Raw genomic sequence first — 19,611 nt, forward strand, 5'->3', positions numbered from 1 at the left:
TTATTAAATAAGCTTGTTTTTAATAATCGGTGAAATTATAACCATTTTAAAAAAGCTTGGCTAGCTTTTTTTGGGAGATTTTTGGGCGAAAATTATTTAGGAGTGGCTTCAATTAAGTTTTATGAAATGCTTTAATAGATTGGAATATTATTTTATTATTAATAATCAAAAAATAAAATGAAATCAATATATTTCCTGACAATTTTTTGCCTAATATTGAGGTTTTTGTTTAGGTTGGTGGAATGGATTGGGTGTAGTGGTTTCAGGCATGTGCAGCTTAGATGTTCAAAATAGCTATAGTGACCAGTCCGAGTTAGGGAATTATAGCGAATTCCCTAACATGACAATGCGGTAGCGGAAGCGACATTTAAAACAATTAAAACCGAGTTTGTAAAAGGCCAACGTTTCAACTCAACAGCTGAGTTACAACGCGATTTTTCGGCTTATGCCTATTGGTATAATCAGAAACGATTACATTCTTCGTTAGGCTACTTGCCCCCCGTCGAATTAAAAAAACATTTACCCCCTTCATTTTTTTGTTTGAAAATGTGTTGCCATTCCATTCTTTATACTCTAAATATTTATCCCAAAGAAGTTGCCTCAACATCATTCGTGCGGTTTATCCCTATGTGTATAGGGAACTGGCCGGTGCTGACTTCATACGTTTCTAATTTCCAGGTTTATCCCTATGTGCATAGGGAACAGTTGCTGTGCTGCAATATTATAAATAGACCGCTCCGGTTTATCCCTATGTGCATAGGGAACAGTCGCAATGCCATTCGTTGTTTCGCTGTCGCTGCGGTTTATCCCTATGTGCATAGGGAACAGGATTGGTATAGCCTAGGCGGAAGATTTGGAGGCGGTTTATCCCTATGTGCATAGGGAACAGTTTCTCCTTCGCCTCACCCGATCATCTCATCGCGGTTTATCCCTATGTGCATAGGGAACAGACCAATTATAACATTTTGTTTTATAATTAAAATATTTTAGTTTAAATTTCTACCAACTTTTTTAATTATTCTTAAAATAACAATGATTTCATAACACATTGTTTTTATTGAATTAATATTAAAAATAAGATAGAGAATATGACGCTTTTTTTATTCTACCAATTAATCTTTAAATTTCTTATAGTTATAACATAGTTAGCAATAAAACAAGGTATTTCTTTATTAAAAAAGCGCAATTTTTGTTAAAAATATTCAGGATTCTATACCGTTTCAGCGTGAAATTATTTTAAATTTAATGAGTTAATAAATTTTATTGATGAAGAATAATATACCATTTAATGTATTTATTCCGATAATGATCGTGAATATCAAAGCACAAGTGAACATCTATTTGTTAAAACAGGCAATAATAATATTATTAATCAAAATGTTACAAAATACACCTACCCGCAAACGAATGGGAAAGGAGAAAGAGCCATACGTACCTTAATAGCGATGTGGCATAATCAGTAAATTTTCGAAGATTCAAAAGATAGGCAACAATGTTAAAATTAGGGCAATGACATTCATTAACTCTGATATCCTAGATAATTGCACCGATTATACACAAAAAACAAATACAACTATCCAGAATAATTGATTATTACTGTGGTTTTTCTGGCCACTCGATATCTGGCGCAGTATCGACATCAATACGATTCAATAAAGCACGGTATTTTTTCCAAGTGGTGTATAACACTTTTTCTTCGTCGGTTGCAATATCAGTATCAATTGCGTCTTGTAGGTAATCAATCTGCGTAGTAGCTTCGCTTAATAGCTGTTTTTTTTGTGCTGTTGCTACAGCTATATAATGCTGATGCTGTTTGTTTTCATCCAATACCCACTTTTCTCCATCCCACGAGCAAAACTCGCTAGACGGCTTCAATAGTGTGTAATCGGCTGGGATGTCGCCGATTTCTGTTACTGTTGATTCTGCGCCATTTTCTGTTGAGTAGATTTTTTTACCGCGATGATCGTTTGGGTATATCCACTTGTCGCCAGTCCTAACAATCGCTTTATTGTCTTTAACTGATTTTGGTACATCTAAATACGAGTTAGCAGGTACACCAACACCAATCGGCAAATACTGATACGTAGCGCCCAAATATTCTCCGTTGGAATCAACATTATAAATCACTGCCCATCCCGCTTTTATGGTTAATCCATCATTGTCTAAGATTGCTGTTTCTGGTTGTAATTGGTATTTCATTGTAAATCTCCTAAAATTATTCTGCTTTAACTATATACATAAATGCAAGGTTGCGAGGGTGGTTATCATGAGAGACTGGTACTGTGCGTGATGCATCGAATGAATATACACGCCCCCAGTCATCAGGCTCGCCCATCCTTAAGCTGGAATCAAACTGATAGAGTTCTCTAAACGCACCCACTGGAGGTTGAATTGTGTTGCGTCGATCACGTACAGAAACAGAAAACTCTCCGGTTATATTACGTATTGCATCTTCTTGCCAGCCCAATATTACGCGATACGGATCAGCTCCTCGGGCGTTATCCCAGCCACGAATAAACTCACCGCGCAGATCGGGCAATCGACCAGTTGGGTATGCAGAAGCTAAACGCGGGAATTGATTTACATCAAAAGATGCCCCGTTACATTCAAACCAGCCAGCAGGTGGTCGATCCTGAGGCCATGGCTGAGGTATGCCAACAGGCAAATAGTCATTGATGTTTGCAGTTGTAATTTGCTCAACCCAGTTAGACCAGACGTTCGGATTGTCCCTATAAGTTCTAATAAATTGACGACCTGCGTAATAATCTGTGTAAATCTGCACACAGCCCTTAGCTCCATCTCCACCTGTTTGTGTCACAATTAATGTTCCTGCTGCTGCGGGAATCGGGTAACCGTTTTCTATGCTTGCCAGCTCATTAGCATTCTGTAAATATACGCCGTGTTGCATACCCTTGATTTCATTTAAATGAGTATTATTTAAATGACCTTTAAATTGATAAGCAAAATCTTTAACATTTGCTGTTGTAATAGCTTCGTGCCATTTTTGTTTACCCTCTTTTGTGTCACAACGATAATAAATTCGAGGCTCTTTTGAGTTAACTACTGATAGCTGTTCAACTTTCCATGCTGTGCTACTGCTCGGATATGCTAATAATGTTGCAGTGCTATTACCGGCAAGTTGCAAATCTGAAAAATCTGTCGTTCTACATTGATAAAATCCACCAGCCAAATGATCATCAAAATTATTAGCAGTGGCACCGACGGATGAGCCGATACCGTAATCCCCAGCTTTTAAAACTGATTTATTATTAATTGTCACATCATCGACGTTTTCAAAACGCCAAGTGTTACCGTTCCCAGCATATCGTAATTTGTTTGTCCATTTTTTAGATTCAGCATCATAAAATGCGTATATAAAACTATCACCAGACGGTCGCAGCACAAGCTCATTTCCGTTTTCGTGCAAAAATTTTATTCCATACGATGTCGGTGAAAATCTCAATTGCCCAGTTATTTCATCGCCTGTTTTTTTTACTGCATTTGAAGCTAAATCATATACAGATTTCACGGCTTTGGGGGTAGCCGCTTCGGTTTCTGATGTGCTGTTAGTTGATGAGTTAAGCTTTACGCTACCTTTTTTGACAAATTCTTTAATGGCTGTAGCGAGTTGGTCATGCTTTAATTTATCCAGTTTAATGCCAGCTAACTCAATCGCGTTGGCAATTTCTTCTTGAATAGCATCACAATAAAGATAATCTAATTGCGTTGCTGGTGTGCCAGTTTGTGGATTACCGCGAGTAAAGCCATTTTTCCCTTGACCAAACTTATCTCTTTGGGCAGTAGATGTGTCAATTCTATGCATTGATTGCTCCGTATTTAAAAATTACATAAGTATGTGATGGGCATAATTTTTCAATTATGCATTCGATTTGCTTATCACCCCACGTTCTCAAATGCGAATCGCACCCGTCGTTACAGGTCATTTCTGTTATTTGATAATTGTGAGGTATGTTTACAATCCAATAAAAACGCCACTTTTCATCATATAAATAGTCTTGGCATGTTGATTCACAGGTAAAAACATCATTGTTATAGTTTGTAATCGTGGCGTCTAAATAGCCGTTGGCTTTTAAAACTTGTAAAAAAAATGCTTTACTTATGCCACCGACCAAATTTATCTTAGAATCTAAACGGTTGCGCCGAGTAGTTAACGTTTGAACATCCGATTGATAACAGCTATCCGGTAATCCGCAAATTTGCTCATATCTATCTATCAGCTCTGTCGTCGTTTTGGGATTGATTTCTTGCATTAAATCATCTAATCGAACGTGAGTTTTTGATAGTGTTAATGCTAACGATAAAAGGATTGGCTCTGATTTATCCCATGCTGGACCGTACGGCAATAAGTGCCCTACCATGCTTTGGTATTGTTTTTCTAAATCCATTCAACCCCCCCGAAGACGGCTACCTGATTTTTTTCTACAAAAATATCTTTATCGGGGTAAACTAATTCATGGGCATACTCACCAAATGATGAACTAATCACTTCACTAATACGTGATCTAAATAGTGTTGATTGTGGTCTCCCTTCGCGTAACAAAAATTCTTTTAACTCGGCTTCTATTTGATAACGAATTTTTGGGTTATCAGGTGTGACCATAATTTTAAAATTAATAGGTTTGGGTGTTGGTGAAAACACTATCAGCATAGATCCGGCAACCGGTGCCAGTGGATCAATATGTTTTTTGACATGTTGAATTGTGGTATTGTCTAAAACGGGATTAACGGGATCACTATTTGCAACCATCACGCCAACGCTACCCGCTCCAGCCCAATGACGATAACACCAAGCCCGTGTAACGCCGTGAACCTCTTTTGCCCACTGTACATAATCTTGATCGGCGCCGCTTTGAGGTGTGTAATACCATCTATCGATAACTCGTTTCCTAAAAGATTCTAAATCCTCGACATCAGCACCTGACTCAATAGAATCAGCAAAACAAGTTGATGATAGACCAGTAACAGGGGTGATCAGTGACATACTGGTACCATCATCACAATTCCCTTTTTTACCTACCTCGTCACATACTACAGGTGCTCTTAAAACATTATTTGCTGATGTGGTTGTTTGGGTAACTGTATACATGCGCTGATCAACTTGACGCCTGACTTTTTGATCTTTATTGATAACAATGCCATCAGCCACTTCATCAAATCGAATATAACCAACCGCAGGCGTAGGTTGTTTTCTATAGCAACGCTTCATATTTCCATGTCGGATCAACCAAGTTTCGTCTGCTTGATCGGGTAAAATATTTTTGGCCATATTTTCAATATAGCCTAATAACACATGTGTTGCCCCCGCTATAACTCGTCCGTATACCTCTGGGTCATTACGCCGTAATGAAATCAACTCATCATCAATAGCTAGGCGCGCATACAAATCATTGCGTATAGTTGTGATTAAATCCGGTAATGTTGGTCTTGAAAATCCACTAGACATTAATATCACTCCATAAGTTGTCAAACCTAAATTCTTCATTGCTGCCATCTGTTTTATAAATATTGATAGTAGCAACTAAAACAGTTAAATCGGTTCGCTTTACTGAAACCTCTATTCGAGAAGCTATCCCGTCATCGATCATCCATTGCACAGCCTCTTTTATATAAATTTTTGCAAAGTTAGCTGTTTGGTTAGTTAATTTTGAGCGAGCCAATAAATAAAGGCGTGACCCAATTTTGTCATTTGCTATACTAGGGTAAGAATCTCCCCACCAACCGTATGGATGATCTGAATCGTCACTGGTGTTTTTTCGTCGCCATGTGAATAGCGAAATTATTAGCGCACGATATAACTTATTTTGAATATTAGTGGGATAAGTATTTTTACCATTTACTGTTAATATCATTTTGTTTTAGCCATAAAAAAACCGTCTAATGACGGTTTATGTAATGAAGTGAGAATTATTCTAATAATTGATTAGGAGTTTGTGTGACCGAGTTTGTTTCGTTATGCGTATGACCATTATAAATAGTTCTGATGTTTGAAATAGTACTGATTTTATCTTCTATTTCCCCAGATACTTTTAATAATGGTGTATTAAATTGTGTTGCTGATGAGGCGTTAACTAAAAAGTTTTTAGTATTTAGCTCTATGGCATCATCAGCACTCACAATAAATCGCTTAGTTTTTACATTGATTTCATTATTGCGATTAAAAATAATGTAATCGCCTTCGTCTGTGTAAATAGCAACTTCACCTTTTTTAAGCGACTTAATACGGTAGCGACGATCCCCAGCAGCAAGAATCACACCATGCGATTTATCGCCGTCTAAAAATAGCGCTACCGCTTCTGCTCCGTCAAGCGGACACGACGTAAAGCCGTATGGTTCGATATGCTCGACATCACTTTTTTGTTCACCGCCCGACATTTTGATTTGCAACATCTGACATTTACTTGCACTGTTACTGAATGTGATATAGCCCCTAGATACAAGGTTCATTATTTTATTTAAAGCCTTACGCATTAGAATACCTCGCCATCGGATTGCTTTCCTTTTTTCTTCTTGGTTTTCTTCTTATCCGGTAAATAGGCCTCAACTGGACCGACTTTTAACTCGCATAATGTTCCACCGCTACTTAGACTGTATTTAACTTCGGCAATAACCAATTTCTCGTTATCATATCCAAGTAATGGATCATCAACAACAACCATTTGATTTGGTTTCCATAACGTGCCGTCACCTTGTCGCCAGCCTTGTACGGTGTAAGTGGCTTCTCTGGTTTTGCTTGCTCTCAGCACTTTTTCCATTTCACAACGTTCTTGACATGTACCGTTATTTGAATCGCCTGACTGCTTTATGATTAATGGACGATAACGCCGGATTGCCTCATCTTTAGATGTAGATCTAACAGATACTAGCGTTGCTTCACCAAAGTTTTTATCATCACCGACGCTTTGCCCTGACACAAAATAATCGGAATACCGATCTTTGATACTCTTTTCAGTATCCGCAGACAAAATATTAGCCCCTAAAACCAATGCTGTTTTTGCCTCATCTGAACCAATATCACCAATAACCACTTGCCCTTGCTCATCATCAAATACAATAATTTGCTGCATGCCCATTATTTTACTAATGACATCAAAAACAGTATCCCCTTGATCCGCTTGAATACTCAAAGAGCCAGCATCATTAGCTTGGTTGATAACGTTTAGCTTAAAGGGTTTAACCAAATCTTGAATTACTTGAATAGTTGAACTACCGCTATATTGTTTGGGTTCTGCACTACAATCAACACAATCTGCCGTTTTACTTCTGCCGACAATGCCCATTGATAGCGAACCTGCATCATATCGAATCGGTAACGCTTCAACATAACCGGTTAAAACCACATCATCATCGATATACACTTCAACTAAATCACCGTTTTTAACATCAATTTTTGTTTCTGAATCGTCACCTGATGAAGGCCATTGGCGGGTGATTGTGACATTAAAATCACGGGCTAGCCGTTCAATACCGGCCGAAATACTTACATCAGTCCAACCGCCAAAATACTGACGGTTAACTTTTAAAAAAACTTTATTTTGATTCATGGTTTTGGTACTCGCAGCTCTTTAACAGGAATAAAACCAGGATGAAGAATATTGTTGCGAATCGATATATCATCACAACGTGTAGCATTGTTATAGAGATAGTGAGCTAAAACCAAATCGGGCAATACTTCATTAGGAATATAAACAATTGTTTTCTCTATTTTAAGTAAGCGTGCATTGATATCTTGGTTAACCGCGGCTTTTAATTTTACTAGCGCAACGTATAAATTATCATGCACGGTTCGCGATAATTCTTTATCAAAAGACTCGTTAATGGATTCTTTAATATCCAGTAAATCATCAAATGAAATTGTATTACTTTTTTCAACTGTTGATGATGTTGATACGGGAGTGTTTGTTATGTTAGCCGTTGAATGACCAGTTGGTAACGTATGATCTTGGTCAAAAGAATGCTCTTTTTTACCTTTTGTTGATTCTAACGTCACAGGAGCAAAAGCTTGTTTTCTTTTATCTTCAACCTGTTTCGGTAGTGACGCAATTAATCGTGATGCTTCTGTTAGTGCGGTTACTCGAATAGCAGTATTAATTAAGTTTTGATTTTTCTTTCTTTTTTTGGTGGATTTGCTATCCGTTAACCAAATAACATCAGGTAAAGCACTTTTTATAGACGATATGCTCGTAAATACTTTAGCTCTTAAAACCAGTTCGTTCCCCGAATTGACAAATTTTGTCGCACTCTTCCAAACATGTTTAATTGAATTAATAATGGATGAGCCACCAGCACCAAGAATTGGCGACAAGTCACTATTTAATATTTTAACCGCATCATTAACATATGGTGTTATCGCATTATAAGCATCAGCAATGTCATTTAAAATTGACATGATGTCATCAAGAATATTACTTTGTACAAAATCGGGCGCATCGATTAAGTCAAAATCTTCAAACGTATCTAATAGCGCTTGATCTACATTATCTGCATTTTCATCAACTACATCATCAGTAGCAACAGAGGAATCGGGGAATATTAATTCACCGGCTTCAACAAAGGAGAATGAAATAACAGTCATTCGACCGTTTTCAACGGAATTACTTACTGTTGCGGTACCCACAATATTGACATTAAGTTCACCAAGTATTGGATGGATGAGTATCCCTGCGCCTTTTTCCTCGATTGCTTCTATCAGTTTTTCAGCTTGTTCTTTGTGATCGTCACCAATCACAAAGGCGTCAATTTTATTTTTACGTGCTGAACGCCCCAGATCTTCGGTATAGGGCACATCCCTAAACGGGTATTCATGTGTTTGATTGCGCCGACCGAATTCAGATGATGTACCGCTAACTTGAAACGGTACACCACGAAAACTAGCCGGCAATAAATTATTTAACCAATTCATGAAGTTCATCAATATATTCCTAAAGCATATGGATTCCAGCCAACATCAGCTTTAGTATTAAAACCTGATGCTTGCTTGGTTTGTTTTACAATAGTTCCTTGTGGTGCATTTTCAAACTTCACGACCAATTCACCGTTGCTATTTCGATTTGCATTACTATTTGAAAAGTTATTTAGTGGCATTTGCGGTTTTTGATAATATGGGGATGCAACCATTGGACGGGTCATTTCTTTCGGTAAACTCCCTGTATCAACAGTCACTTTTACTTGCTTTTCTTTTTCACCAAAAATAGAGTTCCATGCATCAAGCAGCGGCTGGATGCCGGACTTAACGTTATCCCACAAGTTTTTAAAGAAATTCTGAACACTTTCCCACACTTTTGGTATAGCTTCACCAGCGTCTTTGAAAGGTTCGACAAATACATCGATGATCTGCATTACATGAGGTTGAATAAACTCCCATAGATCGCTAAAGAAATTACTTACCACCTGCCATGATTTTACGATGTTTTCACCACCAGATTCAAAACTTTCTATAAAGAGGTTAATAATGGGCATAACAAATGGTTTAATGAATTCCCATAACTCACTGAAAAACTTAATAACAGCATTCCAACCTTCTTCAATTAGCGCCGCTCCAGCTTTAAATCCGTCAATAAAGACATCAAAAATAGGCATGACATAAGGCTTAATTACCCCCCACAACCACTGAAAAAATTTAACAATATCATCCCAGTATGTAATGATTAACACTGCAGCTATAGCAATGCCCGTCATAATAAATCCTATTGGGTTCGCCGCCATTACCGCATTTAAAGCCATTGATGCTGCGCGTACCTTTTTAAATACATTTGATAATTTTATTTGAGCAGCCGCATGAAACTTTGTTGCCAATTCATTAGCTTTGAGCACGCCGTTGTAAATATCGATCCCCGTTGATAATGCATCAACAATAAAGTTCACACCGGCACACGCAATCCGTAATCCAATTAATCCCGCAATAGCCATCGCCACCATTTTCACTAGCTCAGGGTTTTCTTGAATAAAATGCCCGAACGAAATAACCAGCGGTGTTAACTCCTCTAATAGTTGACTAAATGCCGGTAATAAGGCGTCACCAATTGATAAACTAATATTGGTTAGCGCATTGTCAAAAAGTCGTAGTTTATTTGCGGTCGTGTTTGAACAGGATTCATATGCTTTCTGCATTGAACCAGCATATTGAGAAGCATTACCAACCCGATTAAAGTTTGTTTTTAATAGCTCCATATTGTCGAGTAATGGCGATATAGCTGCAACACTTTCTTTACCGAATAACATGGTTAATACAGCCGATTGACGATCTTTAGATACTTCACCTAATGATTCAAGTACCGACATAATTGTCCCTTCGGCATCTTTCTGCATCCCTTTTGCTATTTGAGTTGATGTGAAGCCTAACTGTTGCAATGCCTCTTGTTGCTCCTCAGTCGCTCCTATACCTGATGTCAGCGTCAGCATTAAGTTTTCAATACCGGTAGCCGCCTGATCGGTATTAGTACCTGTTGCAATGATTGTTGAGCTTAATGCTGCTAATTTATCAGCACTAACCCCAGATGTTGCCGCAAGCGCCCCCATTTTTGTGACTACATCTGAAATGTCTTTTGCTTTTACACCTTGTGCATTACCCAATAAATTGATCTTGTCGGATAGGCCAACAACTTCACTTTGAGTGAGTTTTAAATCCGTTCGCCAAGTAGCCATATTACTGACAGCCTCTTCGGCTGAGGTACCAAATGCAATACCCATTTTTACAGCATCTTCAGTAAATTGTATCAAATCATCTTTTGGGATATTTGCCTGACCACCCTCTGCAACGATAGAGGCGATATCTTTTGCTGCTATTGGCAAACGTAATGACATTTCACGAATATCTTGCCCCATTTGTTTAAATTGTTCAGGCGTATCAAAGTCAACAACCTTCCTGAGGTCCGCCATCACTTCTTCATATGCCATCGCATCCTCCACCCCTTTTACAAATGGCTGAGAAATAGAAAGGCCCGTTACAGCATCTTTTAAACCAAGTTTGCCAAAGCCTGATTCGTTCATTTTTTTTTGGAACTCCTCAAGTTTTTCTTTCATTTTGTTTAATTGAGGTGACAGCTTATCAACACATGTCACCACTGCTTTTAAGTTAAAGCCTGCCATTTATGATTCCTTGCTATTTTCTATGCGATTTGCTTGTTCACATAATTCAAAAACTTCGGATAGTGAACATTCTTCTATGATATAAAAGGGGGAGAGTTGCCAATACTTGGCGAGGTCAAAACAAAGGTTTACGAGATATTCGATTGTGATTATTTCACTGTCGCCTGTTCCTCCACTGTAGGTATTGTCTCCTTCTCCTTTGGGCCAAAGAACATCATAATTTCACCGGTGATCATTAAAAAATCATACGGGGTGAGCTGTTCAACAGAGCTTGGTGTAACGTTACCTAACGCAACAATGTAATCAGCCACTTTTTTAGGATCTCCAATCATCTGGCTATCAAATGGAAAGCCTAATTTTTTGATATCTTTGACTGTTGGCTCTTTTAATTCCAGTACATGTAACTCATTGCCGTGTGCCATAATCGGCTGTGATAATTTAATTTCTTTCATTATTGATAAAATCCTTCTTCACCATGAAATTCGATTTCTGCTGTACCTTCTTCGGCATTGTGATTAACTTCACCTTCAACCCAAGCATTAGATAAAACGTAAACTTTGCCGTTGGCCAGTTCTGCGGTAACGGTCATTGAATCACTCGACACCAACTTGTCGATTGGAAAATCGCCCGGTACTTTAAATGTCCCTTTAATGTAGGGTGCACGGAATGTTTCTTTATAGTGAACGCTATTATCTAACCCCAAAATACTTTCTTTAACGTTAGTATTCATCGGGACTTCAATACCGCCCGTTAATGATAGTTGGTTGGAATCAACTTTAATATAAGTTGTTCCAGCGATACGTCGTTGTGTCATTAGTTTTTCTCCTCTTGATATTGCAATCTAAACTGTGCTAACACAGCAAAAACGCGTAGTTGATTAACGAGATCGGGTGGGAATAACACATCCAATCGATTTGGATCGTTGACATTTCGTTCAACAATTAAGTTCTTTTTAAACAAATCAAAGTTTTCAACTAAGCCTAATAATTCTAATTGACGATAAGTGGCGTTGATTTCCGCCTTAGCTACTGCGGGTGTAATAATTGCCTGTCCTGCCCCAAATCTGGTTCCGTCATTAGCCAATTTATGCCTTGGGTATTTAGATGTGATCACACTACGTAATTTACGTAATACATAAGCGAGTGTATGAAGTGTTTCACTATCTAAATAACTATTATCGGCTACACCGTAACTGTTACGTTGATATGTGGTGATATCTCGCTGAATTAATAAATTACCGCTAGAAACATATGCTGTCGCAATGCCGTGGCTTAATAATGATTGTTGCTCTGTTAGTGTAAACTGATTGCTATCAGATGCTGGCAATGCACCATTTAATAATCCAGTTTGCGTTGGTCGAGCCGGATCATTACGAATAAATACAGCATTACGAGCAGTTCGCATCGCAATTAATTCATCAATACCCGTTTGAATAGTTTTTTCATAACCGGCAACAGTAATATGTTGGTAATTTAATTTATCACCAAATTCGACAAGCTCAGATAAATCGCCTTTTTTAGCGGTATAAGCGTGTCCATATAATTGGCGCGCATAGCTCCAACGCCCTGTAGTATCATCCATTTCACGATTAAATGTTGCCAAAGATGATAAGTCATTAAATGGGAATGCGATAAAATCAAGGAGTTTGTCACCCATAGCGGCAATAACTGGCGTTAAATCTGGAGTGCCAGTTCCACCATTCATTTGAGTGATAACAATATTTAAACCGTCTGGGGTTTCTTCTCCGCCGATTGTGCCATAGTAGTTAAAGCACAGAGGAATATCATTACCGCTCAATCCTTTGTGTTTGGCTGTTAGCGTTATTGTGCTATTCGTCACGGTTGCGGTAACGGGTAAATCAGGATGAGCATTAATCGCATTATGTAAACCGTTTGCTATGCTTTCTGCGGTATCAGAAACGGTTACTCTCGATTGAATTTTACTGTTACCGATATAGAGACTTAATGTGCCTGTTTGTTCTGCTGTACCCGATATTTGGATAGTACCAGATGCATTCGAGCCAGCAGTGGGTTCATCTACTGCAATCACAAAAAGTTCGCCAAAATTATCGATATTGCGATAGGATTCAACCATTCTAGATAATTGACTGCCTCGGCCTGCGAGTTTTTTAGCTTGATCTACAGACGACATAATAATGAGCTTATTACGTTCAATGGTACTATCCGCTAGCGGATAAGCAATAATTAATGAAGCACCACTATCTTGGATTGTATTCGCTGCAGAGGAATCCACTTCCGCATAAAATAGAGGGACTTTTATATTGTTAGGAATATTGTTAAAACTAATTGTCATTTTTAGCTACCCTTTTTTCTTGTTTTACTTTGATGTTTGTAACTTCTTCAACATCATTATTTGTTAGTCGTCTAGCCCAGTATTGGTTAAACTCAACATTACGACCGTTAGTTGGTAAATAATCCCCATTATCTGGATCATATACCTGTTTGTTATTGACAGATTTAATTATCATTGTCTCTCTCATAGATATTGTTATTTTGAAAATTCACAGTTACCCCCGAATCCAGCTCATTAATAACCCCTGATAGGGTATCGAAGTTTCCAATGTTTAACGGGTTATACTGCGGAGGTTCGGTAATATCGGGGTTATTTGGATCGGGTTGCCAATCAGGATCGGGGATTGGGTTATCAATAGCGTTTAAATCAAAATATTGTCGAGTATCCTCAAACCCAACTTCCCGCACTGAACTAAAATTAAATTGATAAAAAATTCTCCCTCGATCTAAATCAAGTAAATCACCACCATCATATTGAATAGGATAATGCGCAGGTGAAGGTTCATAGCCCAGCAATGCTCGCCAAAGTTCGGTTTTTATATTTTCGACAATGTCGTATGCTTCGTGTTGTCCTCGCTCATCAATAGGCTTTAATACAACAATAACCCCAAACCTCTCTGTCACATTTTGCCAATAATCTGTTTGTGACTTGTTATCTTCTGCTCTATCATCAAGCGGAACCACATAAGCGGCAGGTAATTGCAAGAATGCCGTATCTTTGATAGCTGAAAATTCAGCAGCACCCCCAACACGACCTTCAAAGCTAGGGCTAAAATGGCGCAATATGTGGACGATATGTGATAATTTCATTGTTTAACCTGCTTCATTAATTTACACGGATAATGCTGGCGACTGATCAACCGTAGCGACAGCATTGCGGAATAATATTATTGCTTGGTCTTTAGGTATTAAGGCCTGTTCAAGTTTATTCGGAATGATGTGGTCTACTACGATAATGCGTTCATATCTGCTTTACTTTAAACATGTAACATAGAATATTTTAGTTGGACTTTACACCATCTAGTGTTGTTGTATACGTTGATGATTGTGATAATCTAATCACACATAAACTCAGTATTATTCTTTGGTGCAATCTCTTTACAATAGTATTTCTGCCACCCGTCAATTATTACTTTATTGTACTCGATTGCATTGGTGAGATTGTAATAATCTTGTTGAGAAGACTTTGCAAGTCGTAAGGCTTTGTGAGCAATACCGCTGGAGGTGGCACTATCCCGCTCGATGGATTCGACTTTGACGCGCAACTCGACAAGACCATTATCGATATCATTACGTAAAGCATTTGTTTTAGCTTGACCATTTTTTATTGCCTCGATAATATTTGATTCAATTTTTTTAACTTCATTGTTATCTTGTATGTACTTTTCATACTTTTCTTCGGCTTTATTTACTCTCATTACCGCAAGCCTTTTATCTTGCCAGCAGTTGAATGCAAAATAACAAGCAAATATCAACGCGCTAATCAATGCTACATTTGTATTATTCATAGATTTCTATAATTTCTAACTTAAATGACTGTCCGTTAAGCTCATTCATCAATAGATTTAATGCCTTTCTGCTTCCAAATAACTGGGAATCGTTATTGCTCATACCGACTAAAATACAACCCAGTGTATCTTTGGTCCAATTGCCGGCGTGAATTAAAATATGAAAGCGATTAGGAACATTTTTAACTTGATATACTCGACCAAACTTTGGCGAATTAACTATGTCACATTGATAGATTGCAGCTGGAATACATGAAATTTGACGTTGATTATCTTTCCATGGCAGTTCTAAGGTTGATAAAATCTTACCAGATGGCAACTGAATTTTACCAAACGTACCATGTTCACTGGTTTTTAACCTTGTTAGCTTCATCTGCCATCTCCTTTCGCTTTTTTGATTAACCTCTCTTCTAACGCTTTAATAAGAGTAGCGCCAGACCAACCAGCTAGACCGGCTACACCTCCAGCAAATTCAAATTGCCAATTAAAATAGCTAGCAGCCAGTACAACTAATGCGCCAGCAAATGTTGAGATAAATATCTGAGCAATTAACACCCAAATATTGAATTTGCCACCGTTCAGCACATGGTAGCAATAGCTAGCTAATGATCCGAGCGATGTAATGATAAATAGATAAATGACAACAACCCAGTTGACATTATCAGGGTCTTTTATCGGCATAATTAAATCTTTTTATTAGTTAATGATATGACAGCGTACTAGCTATTGTGTAGTTATGTGTGTGTCTAGCTTTGCTGTCGATTCTGTAGAAATAAATGGACCCAAACGTACATGATATGCAGAGCTTATGGGCACGGTTTAGATATCAACGACATCAATGTCGCTGACATGTATAAAATTTAGATATAAAAAAACCGCTATTAAGCGGCTTCAATTAACAAAATTCTATTTTGATAACAAAAAAGCCTCTTAATTGAGGCTTTCTTTTAAACTCAGTAATGAGCGATGTTCCTGCAATGTTAACTCGTTGAGATATCGCCTTGGGTTTTCACACATCCAACAAGAGCAAGCTGCTGGTGTTGTTACATGTTTTTTAAGTGATTTTCAAGAACCGCCAGAATAAAAATTATTCTTTCTATTATTTAGACATCGTTTAACTTGATGTCGTCTATATGCCCGTGTTCTCATAAAATTACACACATATGGATAGCAAAAAAGCTCAACTATTTTAGCCAACTTAAATTCCATGCGTTGAAAACCGCATTTTGATATAATTATACATGCGCATTTGCGCAAAGTCCAGTTTTTTTATCTAAAAATTTTGCATTTTATGCAATTTTTTTGAAATGTACGTAAATATTTCCCCTTATAAACATCTCAGCTTGATTTAATAAATTAATAATATCATGTGGACGCTTCCCTATCGCTTTTGCTTGAGCGTTACACGAAACTCCCCGCAAATAATATGCGGTTAAAACAATCCACTGAGAATAATTATCATTTTTTAAAATCAGCACAGCATCATCAACAATTTCTGCCTCATCTTCGGTCAAATACTGACGATAATCAAAATCTATTGGCGCACCATTAAAGCCAGCCGATTTTGAAGGGTATTCTGTTCCCATTCTTTTTAATATACGAGTGTTTTTCCATGCTGTTAAAATTTCTTTAGTTTCTCTCATCATTACTCCAATTTGTTTATAACTAATTCTATTTTTTCACTCTTTACCATTTTTCTGCTTTCGCTATGCAATACATCTATTTGTTCATCGTCTAAAATGACACCGCTATGAATTAATGCATCAAAAACGGCATTATTTATATTATCTAAATTTGGCTTTCTTCTATCTACCATGTAAGATCACCCTTTCAGATAACTTATTATTAGCTTTATTTTGCAATACAATAGCAATAACGATATTTCTAATTTAATGTCATCAGGTTTAATATAACTTTGCTTTCTTGCCGTTCCCCTCAAATAATGATTAACCGTTGGTGAATAAGGAAAAATTAGATAAATCATATTTTAATTTTTCCTCCCTAATCAATATATCTTGAGTTCTCATCACTACGCCAACAGGAGCCAGCTAATCGACGATAAGCTAATACCGTGGTTTCTGGATTATTATTACAGCACGGCAAACTTACTCAACGCCCTCAACTCTATCCTTCTTTAGTTAGCCTAATTATTGTTTCGCCCTAATTTTATTCATATAAAACTTACCACAAGAGCCTTTTACTCCACTGTTACCATTGATAAGAGGTCTATTGCAAACAAATAAGTCTAAATCAACGTTATATAAACACTCTCCACCACATTCTGGGCATTTAAAATCAGTTTTAATTAGTTTGTGTTTCTTCTGCATCATTTCACCTTTGATAATTGTTCTTTATACTGTTTTGCTAATTGTTGCTTAATCTTTACTGTATTCTCACCACACTGTATTCTCGTTCTAACATCCTCATACAACATATTTTTGAATATGTGATGCGACATTGTGGGCTGTGATTAGCTCGCTGTAACACAGACTCTACCTGTTTTTAACATCTGTTTAATACTAGCAATATGCATCATGCTGTTATTTGATGCTCCCTGCTTGATTTTACATTCAAGCATTGCAAACGAATTCTCTGGTTTCGGCAGATAATAATTAGCTCGATCTTGCGTTAACAACCCTGTAAAAACAGCATGATTTATAGCGTCAGTACGTTTTTCTTTATCACTACCTAGCGAAACAAACACTTCAATGGTACGTCCATACATCATTGATTCATCAACCATTCGCTCATATGCATTAATAAATGTCCGCCTTGCTCCAATTTTGTCGCCATTTCGGTAGACAATCTCAGCTTGTGCCCACGCTTTTGCTATTTCATTAGTCCAAACAACCGTATTGTTTTCATTGCTAGCAAGTATTGCAATCGACCACGCTTCATCTGATGACAGATGATTATTCGAACCATCCATTAGCTTGATTAAATCCGCAGGCTTCGGCATAAATTGACTTTTACGCACCCATACATTAGCAGCTCTTCGTAACGACTCGATGGGATATTGCCCTACCGTTGACCAATAAATATTAACTTTGGTAGTGCTTGCTTGCTGTCCATAGAGGTCAAGTAATCCCCCAATAACAGCTAAAAATTCATCTGTGATCTTCGCCATTACTAACTCCTCATGCTCTCAAGCACTTGCCTATTTCGCTCAGCAAGGCTCGTAAAATTGGATTTATTACTAGATGGATTATATCTTTGATATTTCCCAGCATTGCGTAACCAATTATTAAATGCGGCATCCCAATCAATGTATTTTTTCCCACTAGCCAAACAATAATCGTTGAACTTCACAAATTCATTATCCAAATCGATATTTTCATTTTGCGCAATATAGCGATGATGACTGTTAGGTTTAAAACCATCAGGCAATTGGCGTGCTCGTTTTGGCTTTTTAGGTTTATCCTCAATAATATTTGTAGTATTCTCTGTAGTACTCTTTGTAGTAATCTCTTGATATAACGACCTTAATTTTGTAGTCGTCTCGACATCTACATTGTAGAGATCGGGGCAACTACTTTTCATTTGTCGTGATGATTGAGTTATAGAGTTGGCGAAATCGCTTAAAACTTGATTAACTTTTTCATTGTCAATCTTGTAAAAAGTTTTATGTTCTAACCTCTTTTCTGTAACAATTAAAACACCTTTTTCGCATAGTTTTTTTATTGCAGTTCGTTGCTCGTTATGTGTTAAGCCTGTTTCATCTTCAAGTTCATCCCGAGTTTTATACACACCTAAATCAGACGTAGACTTATCTTGCCAATAAAATAATTGTGAGAATAAAACAGCAGAACTAACACCACCTAAAGGTTTTGCTAATTTTGGATAGTATGCATTCGGACGCCCTATTAGTTTTAGTTTTTCAACTGCGTTCAATTGATTATCCTCATAGAATATTCAGCATATTTCTTACCGTTTTCTGCTTTTATCATGCGGCTATCAATGTTATATCCGCTCTGTTTTAAATCATAAATACGCGCACCCAGTCTAAAGCAACCATATTCATTCAATGCTTGTAATGGATTAATGGTTTTACCACTTTGCAAATGCCGTAAAATGTTTTCGCATTGGCTCTGCGTGCGTTCATTGTTTAATGTACTCATGCGCACCTCAAATTAACTTCATTTCCGTAATATAGCCATTCAGCAGAACAGTTCAAAGCTTCAGCTATTTCTACGATATTCCTTGGTTTTCTATATTCCCAGATTCTAAATCGCTAATTGACTGTTGTTTTATGCCGACCAAATTAGCTAAAAAAGATTGGTTTATATTTTGCTCAATTCTTTTTTGTTTAACTCGTTACCCCATTGTCATATTTGTCCTTATTAAACATCAACAGTTATAACTGTATTAAATAACAGTTTATACTGTTTGTCAATTACAGATTTATCTGTATTATTTTTTTAACACAATGGAGACTTTTAAAATGAATAATCTTGGTCAACGAATCCGAACCAGACGAGAAGAATTAAATTTAACGCAGGAACAAGTAGCTTCGCAAGTTGGAATAAAACAACAATCTTATCAAGCGATTGAAAGTGGAGATGTAAAAAAACCTCGCTATTTATATGAAATATCTGTTGCTCTTAAATGTGATATGGCATGGCTCTTAAGCGGGAAAGAGAAAGAAGTAAAAAATATAGAATCCATAAATCTAAAGGCTCGCCAAG

The 19,611-nt window shown here is 37.3% G+C and carries 23 protein-coding genes, 2 pseudogenes and 1 CRISPR repeat array; of the genes and pseudogenes, 2 read left to right on the forward strand and 23 right to left on the reverse strand.

Annotation, left to right across the window (positions count from 1 at the left end; translation table 11 throughout):
* Positions 1–354 precede the first annotated feature (354 nt).
* Positions 355–504, forward strand: a pseudogene (locus ACYIAL_RS11250) (IS3 family transposase); the annotation flags it as partial.
* Positions 505–614: 110 nt separating this feature from the next.
* A CRISPR array of direct repeats spans positions 615–950; the repeat unit is 30 nt; unit sequence GCGGTTTATCCCTATGTGCATAGGGAACAG.
* 643 nt (positions 951–1,593) lie between these two features.
* Here the strand turns inward: ACYIAL_RS11250 and ACYIAL_RS11255 are convergent.
* The 23 genes and pseudogenes from ACYIAL_RS11255 to ACYIAL_RS11365 all read right to left on the reverse strand — a co-directional run.
* Positions 1,594–2,199 (reverse strand): tail fiber assembly protein, encoded by a 606-nt coding sequence (locus ACYIAL_RS11255; protein ID WP_483751724.1) that lies wholly within the window; start codon positions 2,197–2,199, stop codon positions 1,594–1,596.
* Positions 2,200–2,215: 16 nt separating this feature from the next.
* Positions 2,216–3,823, reverse strand: a complete 1,608-nt coding sequence (locus tag ACYIAL_RS11260; RefSeq protein WP_483751725.1) for a tail fiber protein — start codon at positions 3,821–3,823, stop codon at positions 2,216–2,218.
* Complete coding sequence (locus ACYIAL_RS11265) at positions 3,816–4,406, reverse strand: YmfQ family protein (RefSeq protein WP_483751726.1); 591 nt, start codon at positions 4,404–4,406, stop codon at positions 3,816–3,818. Before ACYIAL_RS11265 ends, ACYIAL_RS11260 begins: the two co-directional genes overlap by 8 nt.
* Positions 4,397–5,464: a baseplate J/gp47 family protein gene (locus ACYIAL_RS11270; RefSeq protein WP_483751727.1), complete on the reverse strand. Its 1,068-nt coding sequence runs from the start codon at positions 5,462–5,464 to the stop codon at positions 4,397–4,399. The genes ACYIAL_RS11265 and ACYIAL_RS11270 overlap by 10 nt, the downstream gene beginning before the upstream one ends.
* Positions 5,457–5,870, reverse strand: a complete 414-nt coding sequence (locus ACYIAL_RS11275; RefSeq protein WP_483751728.1) for a phage GP46 family protein — start codon at positions 5,868–5,870, stop codon at positions 5,457–5,459. The genes ACYIAL_RS11270 and ACYIAL_RS11275 overlap by 8 nt, the downstream gene beginning before the upstream one ends.
* 55 nt (positions 5,871–5,925) lie before the next feature.
* Positions 5,926–6,489, reverse strand: a complete 564-nt coding sequence (locus ACYIAL_RS11280) for a phage baseplate assembly protein V (protein ID WP_483751729.1) — start codon at positions 6,487–6,489, stop codon at positions 5,926–5,928.
* On the reverse strand, positions 6,489–7,562 hold the full coding sequence (locus ACYIAL_RS11285; protein WP_483751730.1) for a phage baseplate assembly protein: 1,074 nt from the start codon (positions 7,560–7,562) through the stop codon (positions 6,489–6,491). The genes ACYIAL_RS11280 and ACYIAL_RS11285 overlap by 1 nt, the downstream gene beginning before the upstream one ends.
* Positions 7,559–8,929, reverse strand: coding sequence for a DNA circularization protein (locus tag ACYIAL_RS11290; protein WP_483751731.1), 1,371 nt, complete (start codon positions 8,927–8,929; stop codon positions 7,559–7,561). The genes ACYIAL_RS11285 and ACYIAL_RS11290 overlap by 4 nt, the downstream gene beginning before the upstream one ends.
* On the reverse strand, positions 8,929–11,106 hold the full coding sequence (locus tag ACYIAL_RS11295) for a phage tail tape measure protein (RefSeq protein ID WP_483751732.1): 2,178 nt from the start codon (positions 11,104–11,106) through the stop codon (positions 8,929–8,931). The genes ACYIAL_RS11290 and ACYIAL_RS11295 overlap by 1 nt, the downstream gene beginning before the upstream one ends.
* A 149-nt stretch (positions 11,107–11,255) precedes the next feature.
* Positions 11,256–11,558, reverse strand: coding sequence for a phage tail assembly protein (locus ACYIAL_RS11300; RefSeq protein WP_174796135.1), 303 nt, complete (start codon positions 11,556–11,558; stop codon positions 11,256–11,258).
* The gene (locus ACYIAL_RS11305; RefSeq protein ID WP_065638840.1) at positions 11,558–11,920 is read right to left on the reverse strand and encodes a phage tail tube protein; all 363 of its coding nucleotides are present in this window, start codon (positions 11,918–11,920) and stop codon (positions 11,558–11,560) included. The genes ACYIAL_RS11300 and ACYIAL_RS11305 overlap by 1 nt, the downstream gene beginning before the upstream one ends.
* The gene (locus ACYIAL_RS11310; RefSeq protein ID WP_483751733.1) at positions 11,920–13,419 is read right to left on the reverse strand and encodes a phage tail sheath subtilisin-like domain-containing protein; all 1,500 of its coding nucleotides are present in this window, start codon (positions 13,417–13,419) and stop codon (positions 11,920–11,922) included. Before ACYIAL_RS11310 ends, ACYIAL_RS11305 begins: the two co-directional genes overlap by 1 nt.
* On the reverse strand, positions 13,409–13,594 hold the full coding sequence (locus ACYIAL_RS11315) for a DUF2635 domain-containing protein (RefSeq protein WP_174796133.1): 186 nt from the start codon (positions 13,592–13,594) through the stop codon (positions 13,409–13,411). Before ACYIAL_RS11315 ends, ACYIAL_RS11310 begins: the two co-directional genes overlap by 11 nt.
* Entirely contained in the window at positions 13,584–14,228 is a 645-nt protein-coding gene (locus ACYIAL_RS11320; protein ID WP_483751734.1) for a phage tail terminator protein, read from the reverse strand. Before ACYIAL_RS11320 ends, ACYIAL_RS11315 begins: the two co-directional genes overlap by 11 nt.
* 245 nt (positions 14,229–14,473) lie before the next feature.
* Positions 14,474–14,836 (reverse strand): lysis system i-spanin subunit Rz, encoded by a 363-nt coding sequence (locus tag ACYIAL_RS11325; RefSeq protein ID WP_483751735.1) that lies wholly within the window; start codon positions 14,834–14,836, stop codon positions 14,474–14,476.
* An 82-nt stretch (positions 14,837–14,918) separates the two neighbouring features.
* Positions 14,919–15,299 carry a DUF5675 family protein gene (locus ACYIAL_RS11330; protein WP_483751736.1) on the reverse strand — a complete coding sequence of 127 codons (381 nt, stop codon included), beginning with the start codon at positions 15,297–15,299 and terminating at the stop codon, positions 14,919–14,921.
* Positions 15,296–15,607: a phage holin family protein gene (locus ACYIAL_RS11335; protein ID WP_174796129.1), complete on the reverse strand. Its 312-nt coding sequence runs from the start codon at positions 15,605–15,607 to the stop codon at positions 15,296–15,298. Before ACYIAL_RS11335 ends, ACYIAL_RS11330 begins: the two co-directional genes overlap by 4 nt.
* A gap of 608 nt (positions 15,608–16,215) precedes the next feature.
* Positions 16,216–16,569 carry an antiterminator Q family protein gene (locus tag ACYIAL_RS11340; RefSeq protein WP_174796128.1) on the reverse strand — a complete coding sequence of 118 codons (354 nt, stop codon included), beginning with the start codon at positions 16,567–16,569 and terminating at the stop codon, positions 16,216–16,218.
* A gap of 2 nt (positions 16,570–16,571) precedes the next feature.
* Positions 16,572–16,742 carry a RusA family crossover junction endodeoxyribonuclease gene (locus ACYIAL_RS11345; protein WP_174796127.1) on the reverse strand — a complete coding sequence of 57 codons (171 nt, stop codon included), beginning with the start codon at positions 16,740–16,742 and terminating at the stop codon, positions 16,572–16,574.
* 654 nt (positions 16,743–17,396) lie between these two features.
* Positions 17,397–18,053, reverse strand: coding sequence for a hypothetical protein (locus tag ACYIAL_RS11350; RefSeq protein WP_174796126.1), 657 nt, complete (start codon positions 18,051–18,053; stop codon positions 17,397–17,399).
* A gap of 2 nt (positions 18,054–18,055) precedes the next feature.
* Positions 18,056–18,817 carry a hypothetical protein gene (locus ACYIAL_RS11355; protein ID WP_174796125.1) on the reverse strand — a complete coding sequence of 254 codons (762 nt, stop codon included), beginning with the start codon at positions 18,815–18,817 and terminating at the stop codon, positions 18,056–18,058.
* Positions 18,814–19,044, reverse strand: coding sequence for a helix-turn-helix domain-containing protein (locus ACYIAL_RS11360; RefSeq protein ID WP_483748350.1), 231 nt, complete (start codon positions 19,042–19,044; stop codon positions 18,814–18,816). Before ACYIAL_RS11360 ends, ACYIAL_RS11355 begins: the two co-directional genes overlap by 4 nt.
* A gap of 70 nt (positions 19,045–19,114) precedes the next feature.
* Positions 19,115–19,225: pseudogene (locus ACYIAL_RS11365) on the reverse strand (helix-turn-helix domain-containing protein); the annotation flags it as partial.
* A gap of 142 nt (positions 19,226–19,367) precedes the next feature.
* Between ACYIAL_RS11365 and ACYIAL_RS11370 the strand changes: the two are divergent.
* The coding region (locus tag ACYIAL_RS11370) for a helix-turn-helix domain-containing protein (RefSeq protein ID WP_483751737.1) at positions 19,368–19,611 on the forward strand (244 nt) is incomplete at its 3' end.

The sequence above is a fragment of the Gilliamella sp. X-57 genome, assembly GCF_057063565.1.